At 70.0% G+C, this 12,403-nt stretch carries 11 protein-coding genes and 1 pseudogene; 5 read left to right on the top strand and 7 right to left on the bottom strand.

Translation table 11 applies throughout. The annotated features are described in order from the left end of the window. The 4 genes and pseudogenes from Q8Q88_RS23465 to Q8Q88_RS23450 all read right to left on the bottom strand — a co-directional run. Positions 1 to 312: pseudogene (locus tag Q8Q88_RS23465) on the bottom strand (NAD(P)(+) transhydrogenase (Re/Si-specific) subunit alpha); the annotation flags it as partial. A gap of 189 nt (positions 313 to 501) precedes the next feature. Next, on the bottom strand, positions 502 to 732 hold the full coding sequence (locus Q8Q88_RS23460; RefSeq protein ID WP_305677596.1) for an aa3-type cytochrome c oxidase subunit IV: 231 nt from the start codon (positions 730 to 732) through the stop codon (positions 502 to 504). Between the two features lie 68 nt (positions 733 to 800). After that, positions 801 to 1,865, bottom strand: a complete 1,065-nt coding sequence (locus Q8Q88_RS23455; protein ID WP_305677595.1) for an alpha/beta fold hydrolase — start codon at positions 1,863 to 1,865, stop codon at positions 801 to 803. Beyond that, on the bottom strand, positions 1,866 to 2,342 hold the full coding sequence (locus tag Q8Q88_RS23450) for a PaaI family thioesterase (RefSeq protein ID WP_305677594.1): 477 nt from the start codon (positions 2,340 to 2,342) through the stop codon (positions 1,866 to 1,868). Positions 2,343 to 2,558: 216 nt separating this feature from the next. On the opposite strand from Q8Q88_RS23450, the gene Q8Q88_RS23445 reads away from it, so the two are divergent. Both Q8Q88_RS23445 and Q8Q88_RS23440 read left to right on the top strand, forming a co-directional pair. Next, positions 2,559 to 3,992 carry an amidohydrolase gene (locus Q8Q88_RS23445; RefSeq protein ID WP_305677593.1) on the top strand — a complete coding sequence of 478 codons (1,434 nt, stop codon included), beginning with the start codon at positions 2,559 to 2,561 and terminating at the stop codon, positions 3,990 to 3,992. Next, complete coding sequence (locus tag Q8Q88_RS23440; RefSeq protein ID WP_305677592.1) at positions 3,992 to 5,359, top strand: amidohydrolase family protein; 1,368 nt, start codon at positions 3,992 to 3,994, stop codon at positions 5,357 to 5,359. Before Q8Q88_RS23445 ends, Q8Q88_RS23440 begins: the two co-directional genes overlap by 1 nt. Positions 5,360 to 5,374: 15 nt before the next feature. On the opposite strand, the gene Q8Q88_RS23435 is transcribed toward Q8Q88_RS23440, so the two are convergent. Both Q8Q88_RS23435 and Q8Q88_RS23430 read right to left on the bottom strand, forming a co-directional pair. Continuing rightward, a complete protein-coding gene (locus tag Q8Q88_RS23435) occupies positions 5,375 to 5,605 on the bottom strand; it encodes a hypothetical protein (protein WP_305677591.1) in 231 nt (76 codons plus the stop codon). Between the two features lie 67 nt (positions 5,606 to 5,672). Next, complete coding sequence (locus Q8Q88_RS23430; protein ID WP_305677590.1) at positions 5,673 to 7,829, bottom strand: beta-glucosidase; 2,157 nt, start codon at positions 7,827 to 7,829, stop codon at positions 5,673 to 5,675. Between the two features lie 69 nt (positions 7,830 to 7,898). On the opposite strand from Q8Q88_RS23430, the gene Q8Q88_RS23425 reads away from it, so the two are divergent. After that, positions 7,899 to 8,543: a TetR/AcrR family transcriptional regulator gene (locus tag Q8Q88_RS23425; RefSeq protein ID WP_305677589.1), complete on the top strand. Its 645-nt coding sequence runs from the start codon at positions 7,899 to 7,901 to the stop codon at positions 8,541 to 8,543. A 121-nt stretch (positions 8,544 to 8,664) separates the two neighbouring features. Continuing rightward, positions 8,665 to 9,879, top strand: a complete 1,215-nt coding sequence (locus Q8Q88_RS23420; protein ID WP_305677588.1) for an acyl-CoA dehydrogenase family protein — start codon at positions 8,665 to 8,667, stop codon at positions 9,877 to 9,879. On the opposite strand, the gene Q8Q88_RS23415 is transcribed toward Q8Q88_RS23420, so the two are convergent. Continuing rightward, on the bottom strand, positions 9,876 to 11,333 hold the full coding sequence (locus Q8Q88_RS23415; RefSeq protein WP_305677587.1) for an amidase: 1,458 nt from the start codon (positions 11,331 to 11,333) through the stop codon (positions 9,876 to 9,878). The genes Q8Q88_RS23420 and Q8Q88_RS23415 overlap by 4 nt on opposite strands. Positions 11,334 to 11,430: 97 nt before the next feature. On the opposite strand from Q8Q88_RS23415, the gene Q8Q88_RS23410 reads away from it, so the two are divergent. Beyond that, complete coding sequence (locus tag Q8Q88_RS23410; protein WP_305677586.1) at positions 11,431 to 12,261, top strand: AraC family transcriptional regulator; 831 nt, start codon at positions 11,431 to 11,433, stop codon at positions 12,259 to 12,261. Positions 12,262 to 12,403 lie beyond the last annotated feature (142 nt).

Here is a 12,403-nt window from a genome sequence, read left to right as displayed (position 1 = left end):
CGCATCCTTGTCCTGGTGCGGATTAAGCGTGGCCACCACCAGGGCGCCGGACTTCAGCGCCGCGATCTCCTCGTCGGCCGGGGCGCGGACCTTGAACAGGATGTCGGCCTTGCCGATCGCCTCCTTGGCGGTCTTGGCCAGGGTCGCACCGGCCGCCGCATAGTCGGCGTCCTGATAGGAGGCGGCCGTCCCCGCGCCGGCCTCGACCACCACCGAAAACCCGCTGGCGATCAGCTTCTTCACCGTCTCTGGAGTCGCAGCCACGCGAGTCTCCGCCGCGCGGCGTTCCTTGGTGACGGCGATGACGGCCATGCGCTTACGGTCCCCCTGAAATCCGACGAAAGCTGGGGGACCATAAGGGCGGCCGTCACGGCTTGTCCAGGGACCTAGCGGTGACGTTCGAACAGTTGTTTGAGGCGCAATGTTAGATTTTCTGGACGCTCCGGCGGGGGTCGGAGCGTTGGCCTGGAGCGGATGCGATGTGGGTCCCGCCGGCCGGACCTAGTGCTCGGGCGTCTCGTGCTCGCGCATCACCAGGAAGCCGCCGCCGCTGACCACCAGGCCGGTGATGAAGCTGCCGATGAAGCCGGTGTCGGTGCAGAACCAGAGCGTGATGAAGATCAGCAGGGCGGCGAGCGCCAGGGAGCCCCACTTCGCCATCATCACGAACAGGTGGTAGGTCGAGGTCTGCTCGTGGACGTCCATGTCGCCGCGGTGATAGTCGGATGCCATGGCGGGGCGGTCTCTCTTCTCGAAATAAAACCAGTTGGGGCCGGAACTACACGAACCGGGCGTCAGGCTCAAGCCGGCCAGACCGCCAGCATGGCGCGCAGGGCGGCCACCAGGGCCAGCGGCTGGTCGACCATGATGTGGTGAGCCGAATCGGGGATGGCGATCTCGACGATGTCGTCCGGCAGCGGGCTCGGCTGGGCCTCCGCGCGTCGGCTCATCACCACCGAGCGTTCGCCGTAGATGTGGGCCATGGGCACCGCGACCTTGGGCTTGCCCTGCGAGGTCATGCCCATCATCCCGCTGCGGTCCAGCTTGTTCCACATGTTGGGATCGAACCGCCAGGTCCAGCCCTCGCCCGAACCGTCCTCCAGCGGCGCGCGCTTCAGGGAGCGGCGGGCGATGAAGTCGGCCACGAACAGGTTGCCGGCCACCTGGGGCGGCATGAAGCGGAAGCGGGCGAGCGCGGCCTCGATGGTCGGATAGACCCGACTGGCGCGGTCGGCGGTGGGGATGTTGCGGATCTGCTGTTGGCGCTGGGCCTCCAGCATGCGCTTGCCTTCCGGCGAGTCCGGCGGCGGACCGCCGAAGCCGACGTCGACCAGGATCGCCGCGTGCATCCGCTCGGGATGCTTGACCGCGGCGAAGAACACCTGCGAGCCGCCGAAGGAGTGGCCGACATAGACCGGCTTGCGGTCGCCCTCATAGAGGCCCGCGGCCCGGGCGCAGGCCTCGGCGTCCTCGGCGAAGTCGTCGAAGGCGTAACTATCGCGCCAGTCCGAGGCGCCCATCCCGGCAAGGGACATCGAGGCCACGCGGAAGTCGGTGGCCAGCAGCGGGGCGATGAAGCTCCACCACTCGGCATGGGCGGAGTTACCGTGCGCCAACAAGAGGCCGGGCTTGCCGACCTCGCCCCAGGTCAGGAGTTCGAGCTTGGTGCCCAGGGACTCGACAAAGGTCCGCTCCGGCTCCTGGGCGATGGCGTCCTGGAACCACTGGGGCGCGTCAGGCTCCTGTCCGCGGAACGGCGCCAGCGGCGCCTGGACCTCGGGCGGCAGGGCGCCGGGCTCGGAGTGGATCGGCCGGTCGTCATAGCCGACGGGCGCGCCTTCCTTGATCGCCGGATCCAAAGCCATCTACGCCACCCCTCGAACTTCCCGCTCGCCCGGCTTGCGCACGATGGAGCGGATCCCCTTGTAGACGCCGGCGCCGGTGATCAGGGTGCGCTCGCCGCACCAAATCCGGCCGCGGACGGTGAAGACATCGTCCTGCTCGGTGATGATCTCGCTAGTCCCCTCCACCCAGTCGCCCATGTGGGCGCCGGAGAGGAAGTCGGTGGTCAGGCGCACGGTCACCCAGCCGATCTCCCGCTGGTTGGAGATCACCCGGCCCCAGGCCATGTCGGCGAAGCTCATCAGCACGCCACCGTGGCAGTTGTTCATGCCGTTGGCGTGATGCTCCTCGACCCGGAAGGCCATGACCTCCGCGTTCGCCGCCTCGTCGCGCTTCGAATAGAACGGACCGACCGTGCGGCCGAAACCGCGCTGCCAGAGATTGATGACATAACCGTCTGGAACGACGGCGGCCTGCTCTTCGGTCAGATCGTCGGACATGGCGCAAGGTGACTAACGTCCGTTTGAAAAATGGCAAGCGGCGAAAGGGCGCGTGCCAGGAGGGCGCCGCGGACCATGCTGACCCCTACGGCGCCGCTGGTGCGCGGCCGTGCCTCGGTAGCTCTAGAATTGCGCAAAATATTCCTCCGGATCGGCTTGTTTCCGGCAAGCTCCATGGTGTCTTATCGCCGGTAATAGACTGTGGGGATATCCGGGATGAGACGAATTTGGACGGCGGTCGCGCTGATCGCGGCCACGGCCCTGGGCGGTTGCGCCACGGGCGCGGCGCCCACCAAGAAGCCCGCCGGGGAGAGCGCCAAGGCGCGGCCCCTGGCCAAGGGCCTGGACGCCGCCAACAACGGCGCCCCCTACGCCTCCACCTACCGTCCCCTGCCCTCGCGCCCGACCGCCCTGGTCGGCGCCAGCGTCTTCACCGGGACCGGCGGCCTGATCGAGAACGGCACGGTGCTGATCCGCGACGGCAAGGTCGAGGCGGTGGGCGCGGGCCTGGCCGCTCCCGCCGGCTATGAGCTGGTCGACGCGCGCGGCAAGTATGTGACCCCGGGGCTCATCGACACTCACTCTCACCTGGGCGTCTATCCTTCGCCCTCCGTGCCGGCCCATTCCGACGGCAACGAGCTGACCGATCCCAACACCGCCCAGGTCTGGGCGGAACACTCGGTCTGGCCGCAGGATCCGGGCTTCAACCTCGCCCGCGCCGGGGGCGTAACCACGATCATGGTCCTGCCTGGGTCCGGCAACCTGATCGGCGGTCGCTCCGTCACCCTGCGCAACGTACCAGCCCGCACCACCCAGGACATGAAATATCCCGGCGCGCCCTATGGCCTGAAGATGGCCTGCGGCGAGAACCCCAAGCGGGTTTACGGTGGTCGCACCCGCGCGCCCTCGACCCGCATGGGCAATGTGGCCGGCTACCGGACCGCCTGGATCAACGCCGCCGACTACGCCCGCAAGTGGGAGGACTACCGCGCCAAGGCCGATCGCGGCGAGAAGGCCGATCCCCCCAAGCGCGACCTGCAGCTCGAGACCCTGGTGGGCGTGCTGAAGGGCGAGATCCTGGTGGAGAACCACTGCTACCGGGCCGACGAGATGGTCCAGATGATCGGGATCGCCCAGGAGTTCGGCTACAAGATCACCGCATTCCACCACGCCTCGGAGGCATACAAGATCGCCGACATCCTGGCGAAGAACGACATCTGCACGGCCACCTGGGCCAACTGGTGGGGGGCGAAGCTGGAGGCCTGGGACGGCATCGAGGCCAATGCGGCCCTGGTCCACGCCGCCGGCGGCTGCGCGATCATCAAGTCCGACGACCCCGACGTCATCCAGCGCCTGAACCAGGAAGCCGCCGAGGCGCTCGCCGCCGGCCGCGCCGGAGGCCTGCAGATCAGCGAGGCCGAGGCGATGAGATGGATCACCGCCAATCCAGCCAAGGCGCTGGGCCTCAGCGACACCGGCGCCCTGGAGCCCGGCAAGCGGGCCGACGTGGTGCTTTGGGACAAGAACCCCTTCTCGATCTACGCCCGCGCCGAGCGGGTCTATCTGGACGGGGCGATCGCCTACGACCGCAAGGACCCGCGCTACCAGCCCAAGTCTGACTTCGAACTCGGCCAGGGGGCCAACCGCTGATGCGTACCCTATCCGTCAGCCTCGCGGCGCTGACCCTCGCCGCCCTGGCCACGCCGGGCCAGGCCCAGAACCTGGCGATAACCAATGCGCGGATCCTCACCGCCGGTGCGGCGGGCGAGATCGCCAACGGGACCATCCTGGTCGTGAACGGCAAGATCACCGCCGTGGCCGGCGCCGACAAGGCGCTATCCATCGCCTCGGGCGTCACGATCATCGACGCCAAGGGCGCGACGGTGACGCCCGGCCTGGTGGCGACCAACGCCCTGCTGGGGGCCGTGGAGGTCCGCTCGCTGGGCGACGACCTCACCGTCGACAACCCAGACATCGGCGCGTCCTTCGACGTGCAGTACGCGCTCAATCCCGACTCGACCCTGATCCCGGTGGCGCGGCTGGCGGGCATCACCCGGGCCATCGTCACGCCCATCCCGGCGCGCGGCGGCGGGGGCGGCGAGCACGCCGACGACGGCGGCGAGGCCGAGCAGTACACAGCCGGCGGCGGCGGGGACTCCAAGTCCCACGCCCTGTTCGCCGGCCAGGCCGCGGTGATCCACCTGGCCGAGGGCCCCGACATCCTGGTCAAGCCGAAGGTCGGCATGGTGGTCCCCTTCGGCGACGGCGGGGCCAATGTGGCCGGCGGCGCCCGCGGCGCCGAGATCGTGGCGCTGAAGGCCGCCTTCCGCGACGTGCGCGACTACATGCGCGACAAGGCCGCCTATGACCGAGCCGGCGTGCGCGACCTGGCTCTGTCCAAGGCCGATCTCGAGGCCCTGATCCCGGTGATCCAGGGCCGGATGCCGATCATCGCCTCGGTGCACAGGGTCTCCGACATCCGCGCCGTCCTGAAGTTCGCCCGCGAGGAGGGGGTCAAGCTGATCCTCAGCGGGGCGGAAGAAGGCTGGATGGCCGCGCGCGAGATCGCCGCGGCCGGGGTCCCGGTGCTGACCGATCCCCTGAGCGACCGACCGGAGAGCTTCGAGCTGCTGGCCTCCACGCTGGAGAACGCCGCGCGCCTGCAGGCCGCCGGCGTGACGGTGGCCATCGAGGGATCGGGCGGCGGCCACCGCGTGCGGGAGATGCGCTACAACGCCGGCAACGCGGTGGCCTACGGCATGCCCTATTCGGCGGCCCTGGCGGCCGTGACGATCAACCCGGCCAAGATCTTCGGCGTGGCCGACAGCATCGGCTCCATCGAGGCCGGCAAGGACGCCGACCTGGTGATCTGGACCGGCGATCCCCTCGAGCCGCTCTCCCAGGCCACCGCGGTGTTCATCAAGGGCGTGAGCCAGCCGATGACCTCCCGCCAGACCGAGCTGCGCGACCGCTACAAGACGCTCAACGGGCCGTATCCGGTGGCCTATCCGAAGTAGACCCGGGCGCGGGGGTCATTCGCCGCCGTCGCCGCCATCTCCGTCGCCATGGAGGCTCCACCAACCGCCGCCGCTGACGCTATCGTCCTGACGCTGGTGACCACGCGCGTTCACCCGAATCAGCATCGCCTCGACCTCCTCGCGGGTCTCCGCATCGAGCGCGGCGACACGCCGTCGTGCTCGCCAGGTCAGCAACCCGCCGACGAGCAGCGGCGCGGCGACGAGCAGGATCAGGACGAGAGTCATCAGGCCAATCTCCCGGGCGCAGGCTCCGGATGATCCTCCAGTGGCCTCAATGGCGGGTTACCGATTGCTACGGTGCGAGCGTCCGCGCCATCAGCGTCGCCTCGCCGCGCAGGGTCATCGTCTCCACCGATGTCCCGACGACCACTTCGACCTTGCCCGCGGCGATGCGCCAGCCGGGCAGGCTGACGTCGTAGCTCGCCAGCAAGCGGGGATCGGCGACCACCGTCACCCGGCGGGTCTCGCCCGGCGCCAGGGCCTCGCGGGACCAGCCGATCAGGCGCGGGCCGCCGGCCACCGTCGCATAGACCTGCGGCGTGTCGATCCCGGCGCGATCGCCGGTATTGGTGACGTCGAAACTCACGGTCAGGGTCTCGCCACCGCCGACCGATAGGCCGGAGTAACTGAACCGCGAATAGGAGAGGCCGAAGCCGAAGGGGAACTGGGTCGGCTTCGCGGCCCGGGCGAACCAGCGATAGCCGACGTCGGCGCCCTCCGGGTGCTCGACCGAGAACCGGCCCTTGTGCTGCTGCACGCCCGGGAAGGAGGTGGGGATGGTCTTCCCCTCCACCGGCGGGCCGAAGATCATGCCGGGGATCTGCGGGCGGACCAGATCCTCGGTGGAACGGGGGAAGCTGATCGGCAGGCGGCCCGAGGGGTTCACCTCGCCGGTCAGGACGCGGGCGATGGCCTCTCCGCCGCGCACGCCAGGATACCAGGCCTGCAGCAGGGCGGCGACGTCATCCAGCCATGGCGTCAGGACCGGGGTCCCGGTTTCGAGCACCACCACCGTCTTCGGATTGGCCTTGGCCACGGCGGCGATCAGGGCGTCCTGGTCGCCCGGCAGGCTGAGCGTCGGCAGGTCCTCGGCCTCGGTGCACCACTGGTCGGCGAAGACGATGGCCACGTCGGCGTCACGCGCGGCCTGCGCGGCGGTCACGGGATCGGTCCCGGCGTCATAGGTCACCGCCACGTTGCCCAGCAGGCCCCGCAGGGCGGTCAGCGGCGCGGAGGGATGGTAGGTGATCCGCGAGAAGGCCGAGGACGGCCCCATGGTCACCGGGATCTCCAGCCCCTGTTCGCCCGGCGCGAGCACCTGGGACGAGCCGCCGCCGGAGAGCACGCCCACATCGGCGTGGGCCCCGATCAACGCCACCCTTCGCACGCCCGCGAGCGGCAGGACGCCATCGTTCTTCAGCAGCACGATGCCGGCCTCGGCGGCGGCTTGGGCGACCTGGGCGTTGGCCTGGTAGTCGGTCTCGCGCCGCTCGGCGGGGCGGTCGAAGACGCCATGGGCGATCAGGCTGCGCAGGATTCGATGGACCATGTTCGAGAGCCGCTCGAACGGGACCTCGCCCTGTTGCACCGCCTCCTTCAGCAGCTCGCCGAAATAGACCTGCTTGTCGAGCTGCTCGCCGCTCTCCTGGTCGAGGCCGGCCAGGGCCGCCTTGGCGGTGGTGTGGACCGCGCCCCAGTCGCTCATGACCCAGCCGGCGTAGCCCCAATCACGCTTGAGCACCTGGTTCAGCAGGAAGTCGTTCTCGCCGGCCCACTCGCCGTTGACCCGGTTGTAGGCGCACATGACCGAGCCGGGATCGCCACGCTCGATGGCGATCTGGAAGGCCAGCAGGTCGCTCTCGCGCAGGGCGCCCTCGTCGATGCGGGCGTCGACCACGTGGCGGCAGGTCTCCTGGTCGTTGAGCGCGAAGTGCTTCAGCGTGCAGACGATGTCGTTGGACTGGGCCCCGCGGATCGCTTCGCCCGCCAGCACCCCGGCCAGCAGCGGGTCTTCGCCCAGATATTCGAAGTTGCGCCCGCAGCGCGGCTCCCTGGTCAGGTTCGCCCCGCCGCCCAGCAGGACGTTGAAGCCCTTATCGCGGGCCTCGGAGCCGACCATGGCGCCGGCGGCATAGGCCAACTCCGGGTCCCAGGTCGAGGCCAGAGCCAGGCCCGACGGCAGGCCGGTGGCGCCGTCGCCCGGACGGACCTTGCGCGGATTGGCGATGCCCAGGCTGGCGTCGGTCTCGTTGAGCGGCGGAATGCCCAGCCGCGCCACGCCGGGGATGTAGCCCGCCCCCATGGCCGCATCGGCCGGCGGGGGGGAGACCAGGGCCGGCATGGGGCCGTGGACGAGGGAGATCATCTCGTCGAGGGTCAGTTCGGCGATCAGCAGCTCGGCCCGAGCGTCGGGCGACAGGCTGGTGTCCATCCAAGGCTGGGTCGGCATTTGGGAGCTTTCTCGACTGGTTCTCGGGTCACGCTAGCTATTTTAGCCCATTTGGGCAATAATAGAGTCATGGTCGAGACGGCGACGAGACAGCGGGGCCGGCCGGCGCGGGACGCGCGTCCGGTGGAGGAGACGAGACGCCTCATCCAGCAGGCCGCGCTGACCCTGTTCTCCGAGCGGGGGTTCGAGGGTGTCGCCCTGCGCGACATCGCCACCAAGGCCGGCGTCGAGCACAGCCTGGTGCGCTACCACTTCACGGACAAGGCCACGCTCTGGCGCTCTGCTCTGGGCCAGCTGATCGATCGGATGAACGCCGACCGCGCGGTGAGCTGGCGTTCGACCCGTGGCCAGCCGCTGGTGGAACGCTTCAAGCAGTACCTGCGCGACTATGTTCGCTACTGCGCCAAGCATCCCGAGCACGCGCGGATCATGGTCCACGAGACCGTCGGGGATTCTGATCGCACCGCCTGGATCGCCGAGCAGATCGTGGGGCCGCAGCACCGCGCGGCGCACAGGACCCTGACGGCCCTCATGGATGAAGGCCGCCTGCCGCGGATGGAGCCGCGGCGCCTGATCTACATGATGTCGGCCGCGGCCCAGGCCCCATTCACCCTGGCCGGCGAGGTGCGCCACGCCTATGGCGTCGACACCGCCACCGAGGCCGAGATCGAGGCCCATGCCGAGGCCCTGATCGCGCTGCTGATCCGGGACTAGTGTGCTGGATCTGACGTTCGTCGGAGCTTGCCACAAGCGCACGCGAACTTCGGAATCGGGACACTAGCCTGCCCTGCCGTCACCTGCTCAAACTCCCCCGAAAGATCGAAGGGAGCGTTCGATGCATGTCGCCTGGAGCCCGGAAGACCTCGCCTTCCGCGACGAGGTCCGCGCCTTCCTCGATGCGGAGCTGACCCCGGCCATGCGGCGTGAGACGCGGCTGATGACCAGCGTCTACGCGCCGCACGAACTCTCCGTGGCCTGGCAGGCGATCCTGCACGCCCGCGGCTGGGCGGCGCCGGCCTGGCCCGTGGAATATGGCGGCTGCGGCTGGAGCGCGGCCCAGCGCTACATCTTCGCACAGGAACTGGCTGCCGCCGGCGCCCCGCCCCTGTCGCCCATGGGGATCGGCATGTGCGGCCCGGTGCTGATCGGTCACGGCTCGCCCGAGCAGAAAGCCCACTACCTGCCGCGCATGCTGACCGGCGAGCACCAATGGTGCCAGGGCTATTCAGAGCCGGCCTCGGGGTCGGACCTCGCCTCCCTGCAGATGGCCGCGGTGGACGATGGCGACCATTTCGTCTGTACGGGCCACAAGCTGTGGACCACCCACGCCAATGTCGCCAACTGGATCTTCTGCCTGGTGCGCACCTCCCAGGAGCGCATCCCCCAGCAGGGGATCACCTTCCTGCTGATCGACATGACGACGCCGGGAATCGAGGTGCGCCCGATCCTGATGCTGTCGGGCGAGCACTTCCAGAACGACGTCTTCTTCACCGACGTGCGCGTGCCCAAGGCCAATGTGGTGGGCAAGGTCGGCGAGGGCTGGACGGTCGCCAAGTACCTGATGGAGTTCGAGCGCGGCGGCGGGGTCTCGACGCCGGGCCTCAAGGCGCGGCTCGACCGCATCCGGGAGATGGCCGCCAAGGAAGCCGTGCTGACCGATCCCGGCTTCGGTTCGCGCCTCGCCCAGCTCGCCATCGAGATCGACGCCTTGGCGGCGGTGGAGCTGCAGATCCTGTCGAACCTCAGCCAGGGGGACGCGCCGGGCGCCAAGTCCTCGATGATGAAGACGGTGGGCACCGAGCTCAGCCAGCGGCTGACCGAACTGGCCCTGGAGGCCGCCGGCGACTACGCCGCCGCCTACCAGCCCCACGCCACCCGGCCCGGCGGCCCGACGCCCAACTACCGGCCGCCCGCCGACCAGGGCTATGTGGGCCCCGACCACAGCCTGACGGTGGCCGCCAAGTACCTGAACGACCGGGCCGCCTCGATCTATGCCGGCACCAACGAGATCCAGCGCAACATCATGGCCAAGGCGGTGCTGGGCCTCTAGCCGCGCCAGGGCGTCGGCGGCGGGGTGAAACCGCCGAACTCCCGGGCCATCAGGCCTGCGAAGGCGATCGTCGTGCGGTCTTCGAGGAAGGACCCGACCGCCTGGGCGCCGATCGGCAGGCCCTGACCGTCCAGGCCGATGGGGAAAGCCGTCGCCGGGTTGCCGGTCAGGGTCGCGAGCGTCCCCCAGAGCGGCTGTGCTTCGTACTGTACGGCTGCGCCGTCGATCTGGATCATGGCCGGCCCACCGGAGCCGTTGAGCGGCAAGGCCGCCGTTGGCATGGCCGGACATAGCACCACGTCCCAGTCGCGGAACAGCTCGCGCCACTGGTGGGCGAAGGCCATGCGCAGACGGTCGGCGATGATCCAGTCGCGGTGGCTGAGCGCGCCGCCGCGCACGGCGGCCGAGGTCATGGGATCGACGCCCACCGGCAGGCCCTCGGCGGCCATGCGGGCCTGGGCGAAGGCCGAGTCCGGGGAGTCGGCGCTCATCTGGGCCATTAGAAGTTCGATGAAGGTCGCCGCCGCCTGCGCCAGATCCGGCAGGTGCGGGCTCTCCCGCCCGACCCGACAGCCCAGGGCCTCCAGCCGCGCGGCGCGTTCGGCCAGGGCCGCCCGGATGCTGTCGGCGTTGGGCAGCAGGGGATGCTGGTCGAGCACCAGGACCCGGTGGTCCTTCAGCGCATCGTGGCGCGGTGGCGGCAGCTGGAGACGGTAGCCGACCGCTTCATGGGCGTCGGGACCGGCGGTGACCTCCAGCGCCAGGGCGAGGTCGTCGGCGCAGCGGGCCATCGGACCCACCACGGCGAGATCGATCGCCGGGGCCGGGCAGGTCGCCGGTACGCCGGGCGGGACGAAGCCGCGGGACGGGATCAGGCCGTGGGACGGCTTGTGCGCGTAGACTCCGCAGAAGTGGGCCGGCGCCCGCAGCGACGAGGCCAGGTCCGAGCCGAACTCCAGCGACACGAAGCCGGCGGCCAGGGCCGCGGCCCCGCCGCCAGACGATCCGCCCGGGGTGCGCGAGAGGTCCCAGGGATTGCGGGTGACGCCATGGACCGGGTTGGCGCTCTGCCAGTCGGCCAGCATGGTCGGGACATTGGTCTTGCCGATGACGATCGCGCCGGCCGCCTTCAGGCGCGCGACGACCACGGCGTCCTCGAGGACCGGGATATCCCGCGCGCCCGGCAGGCCCCAGGTGGTGGGCAGGCCCGCCACGTTGAAAGCCTCCTTCACCGTCATCGGCAGACCCAGCAGCGGCCGCGTGTCGCCGGCGGCCAGGGCCATGTCGGCCTTGCGAGCCTCGGACCGGGCGCGGTCGAAGTCGCGGACCACGACGGCGTTGATCGCCCCATCCAGAGCCTCGATGCGGCCGACGGCGTGGTCGAGCAGCTCCGTGGCCGACACCCGGCGCGAGCGCAGGTCGGCGACGAGACGGGTCGCGGTTTGATACTCCATGACGCAAAATCCCCTGGCGGCTGTTGGTCGACGACTGCCTAGCCGGACCGGGCGGCGCGGGCTTGATCGGGATTGCGGGTCGCGGAAGGGTGGGCCCATGTCGCTGACCAACCGGGCGCTCTGGACCATCGACCGCAACCTGGGCCGCGAGCTGACCCTGGCCGGGATCGCGGAAGCCTGCGGCGTCTCGCGCCATCATCTGGCCCACACGTTTCGCGAGGTCGCGGGCCGGCCGGTGATGGACTATGTGCGCGGTCGCCGGCTCAGCGACGCGGCGGCCGCCCTGGCCGGGGGCGCCGGCGACATCCTGGGTCTGGCCCTGGAGAGCGGCTACGCCTCGCACGAGGCCTTCTCGCGGGCCTTCCGGGCCCAGTTCGGCGCGACTCCCGAGGCGATCCGCCGTCGCGGCTCGACCGAGGGCCTGGTCCTCGCCGAACCCATGATCGCCCCCAGCCGGACGGCTCCGGCCTTGCCGCCCCCGCGGCTCGAGGCGGCGGGCGAAATCCTGGCGGCCGGGCTCTCCCAGCGCTGCGCCTTCGAAGACTGGCCGACGATCACCGGCCTCTGGCGGCGGTTCGGACCGCGCTTCGGCGAGATCGAGAACCGGGTCCAGCCGATCCCCATCGGGGTGGTGGCCGATCCGGACGACGAGGGCCGGTTCGTGTACCTAGCCGCCGCCGAAGTGCGGGACTTCTTCGGGGTCCCGAACGACCTCTCCCGCCTGCGCATCCCGCCGCGGGACTATGCGGTGTTCGCGCACGACGACCACGTTTCGACCATCCGCCAGACCTATGGCGTGATCTGGAACGACTGGCTGCCGGACAACGGCAAGACCCTGGCCGAGGCGCCCAGCATCGAGCGCCACCGGCCCACCTTCGACATCCTGACCGGAATGGGCGGCCTCGAGATCTGGATTCCGCTGGGCTAGCAGGGCGATTCAGACCCCGACCCGAACATGAGTCAAAGTCCCCCTCAGTCAGCTTCGCTGACAGCTCCCCCAGAAGGGGAGCATCTGGGCGCTCTTAGATCCTCCCCCGGCGCGTGGCGCGGTTTGGGGGAGGTGGCGCGTC

This window comes from Phenylobacterium sp. (assembly GCF_030697925.1).
GTDB lineage: Bacteria > Pseudomonadota > Alphaproteobacteria > Caulobacterales > Caulobacteraceae > Phenylobacterium.
Note: the sequence above shows the minus strand (reverse complement) of the source record. Positions and strands in the feature narration are given on the sequence as shown.

Excerpts from the sequence above, each read along its gene's own strand:
- Q8Q88_RS23460 (WP_305677596.1), bottom strand. The coding sequence starts at position 732 with ATGGCATCCGACTATCACCGCGGCGACATGGACGTCCACGAGCAGACC.
- Q8Q88_RS23455 (WP_305677595.1), bottom strand. The coding sequence starts at position 1,865 with ATGGCTTTGGATCCGGCGATCAAGGAAGGCGCGCCCGTCGGCTATGAC.
- Q8Q88_RS23450 (WP_305677594.1), bottom strand. The coding sequence starts at position 2,342 with ATGTCCGACGATCTGACCGAAGAGCAGGCCGCCGTCGTTCCAGACGGT.
- Q8Q88_RS23445 (WP_305677593.1), top strand. The coding sequence starts at position 2,559 with ATGAGACGAATTTGGACGGCGGTCGCGCTGATCGCGGCCACGGCCCTG.
- Q8Q88_RS23440 (WP_305677592.1), top strand. The coding sequence starts at position 3,992 with ATGCGTACCCTATCCGTCAGCCTCGCGGCGCTGACCCTCGCCGCCCTG.
- Q8Q88_RS23435 (WP_305677591.1), bottom strand. The coding sequence starts at position 5,605 with ATGACTCTCGTCCTGATCCTGCTCGTCGCCGCGCCGCTGCTCGTCGGC.
- Q8Q88_RS23430 (WP_305677590.1), bottom strand. The coding sequence starts at position 7,829 with ATGCCGACCCAGCCTTGGATGGACACCAGCCTGTCGCCCGACGCTCGG.
- Q8Q88_RS23425 (WP_305677589.1), top strand. The coding sequence starts at position 7,899 with ATGGTCGAGACGGCGACGAGACAGCGGGGCCGGCCGGCGCGGGACGCG.
- Q8Q88_RS23420 (WP_305677588.1), top strand. The coding sequence starts at position 8,665 with ATGCATGTCGCCTGGAGCCCGGAAGACCTCGCCTTCCGCGACGAGGTC.
- Q8Q88_RS23415 (WP_305677587.1), bottom strand. The coding sequence starts at position 11,333 with ATGGAGTATCAAACCGCGACCCGTCTCGTCGCCGACCTGCGCTCGCGC.
- Q8Q88_RS23410 (WP_305677586.1), top strand. The coding sequence starts at position 11,431 with ATGTCGCTGACCAACCGGGCGCTCTGGACCATCGACCGCAACCTGGGC.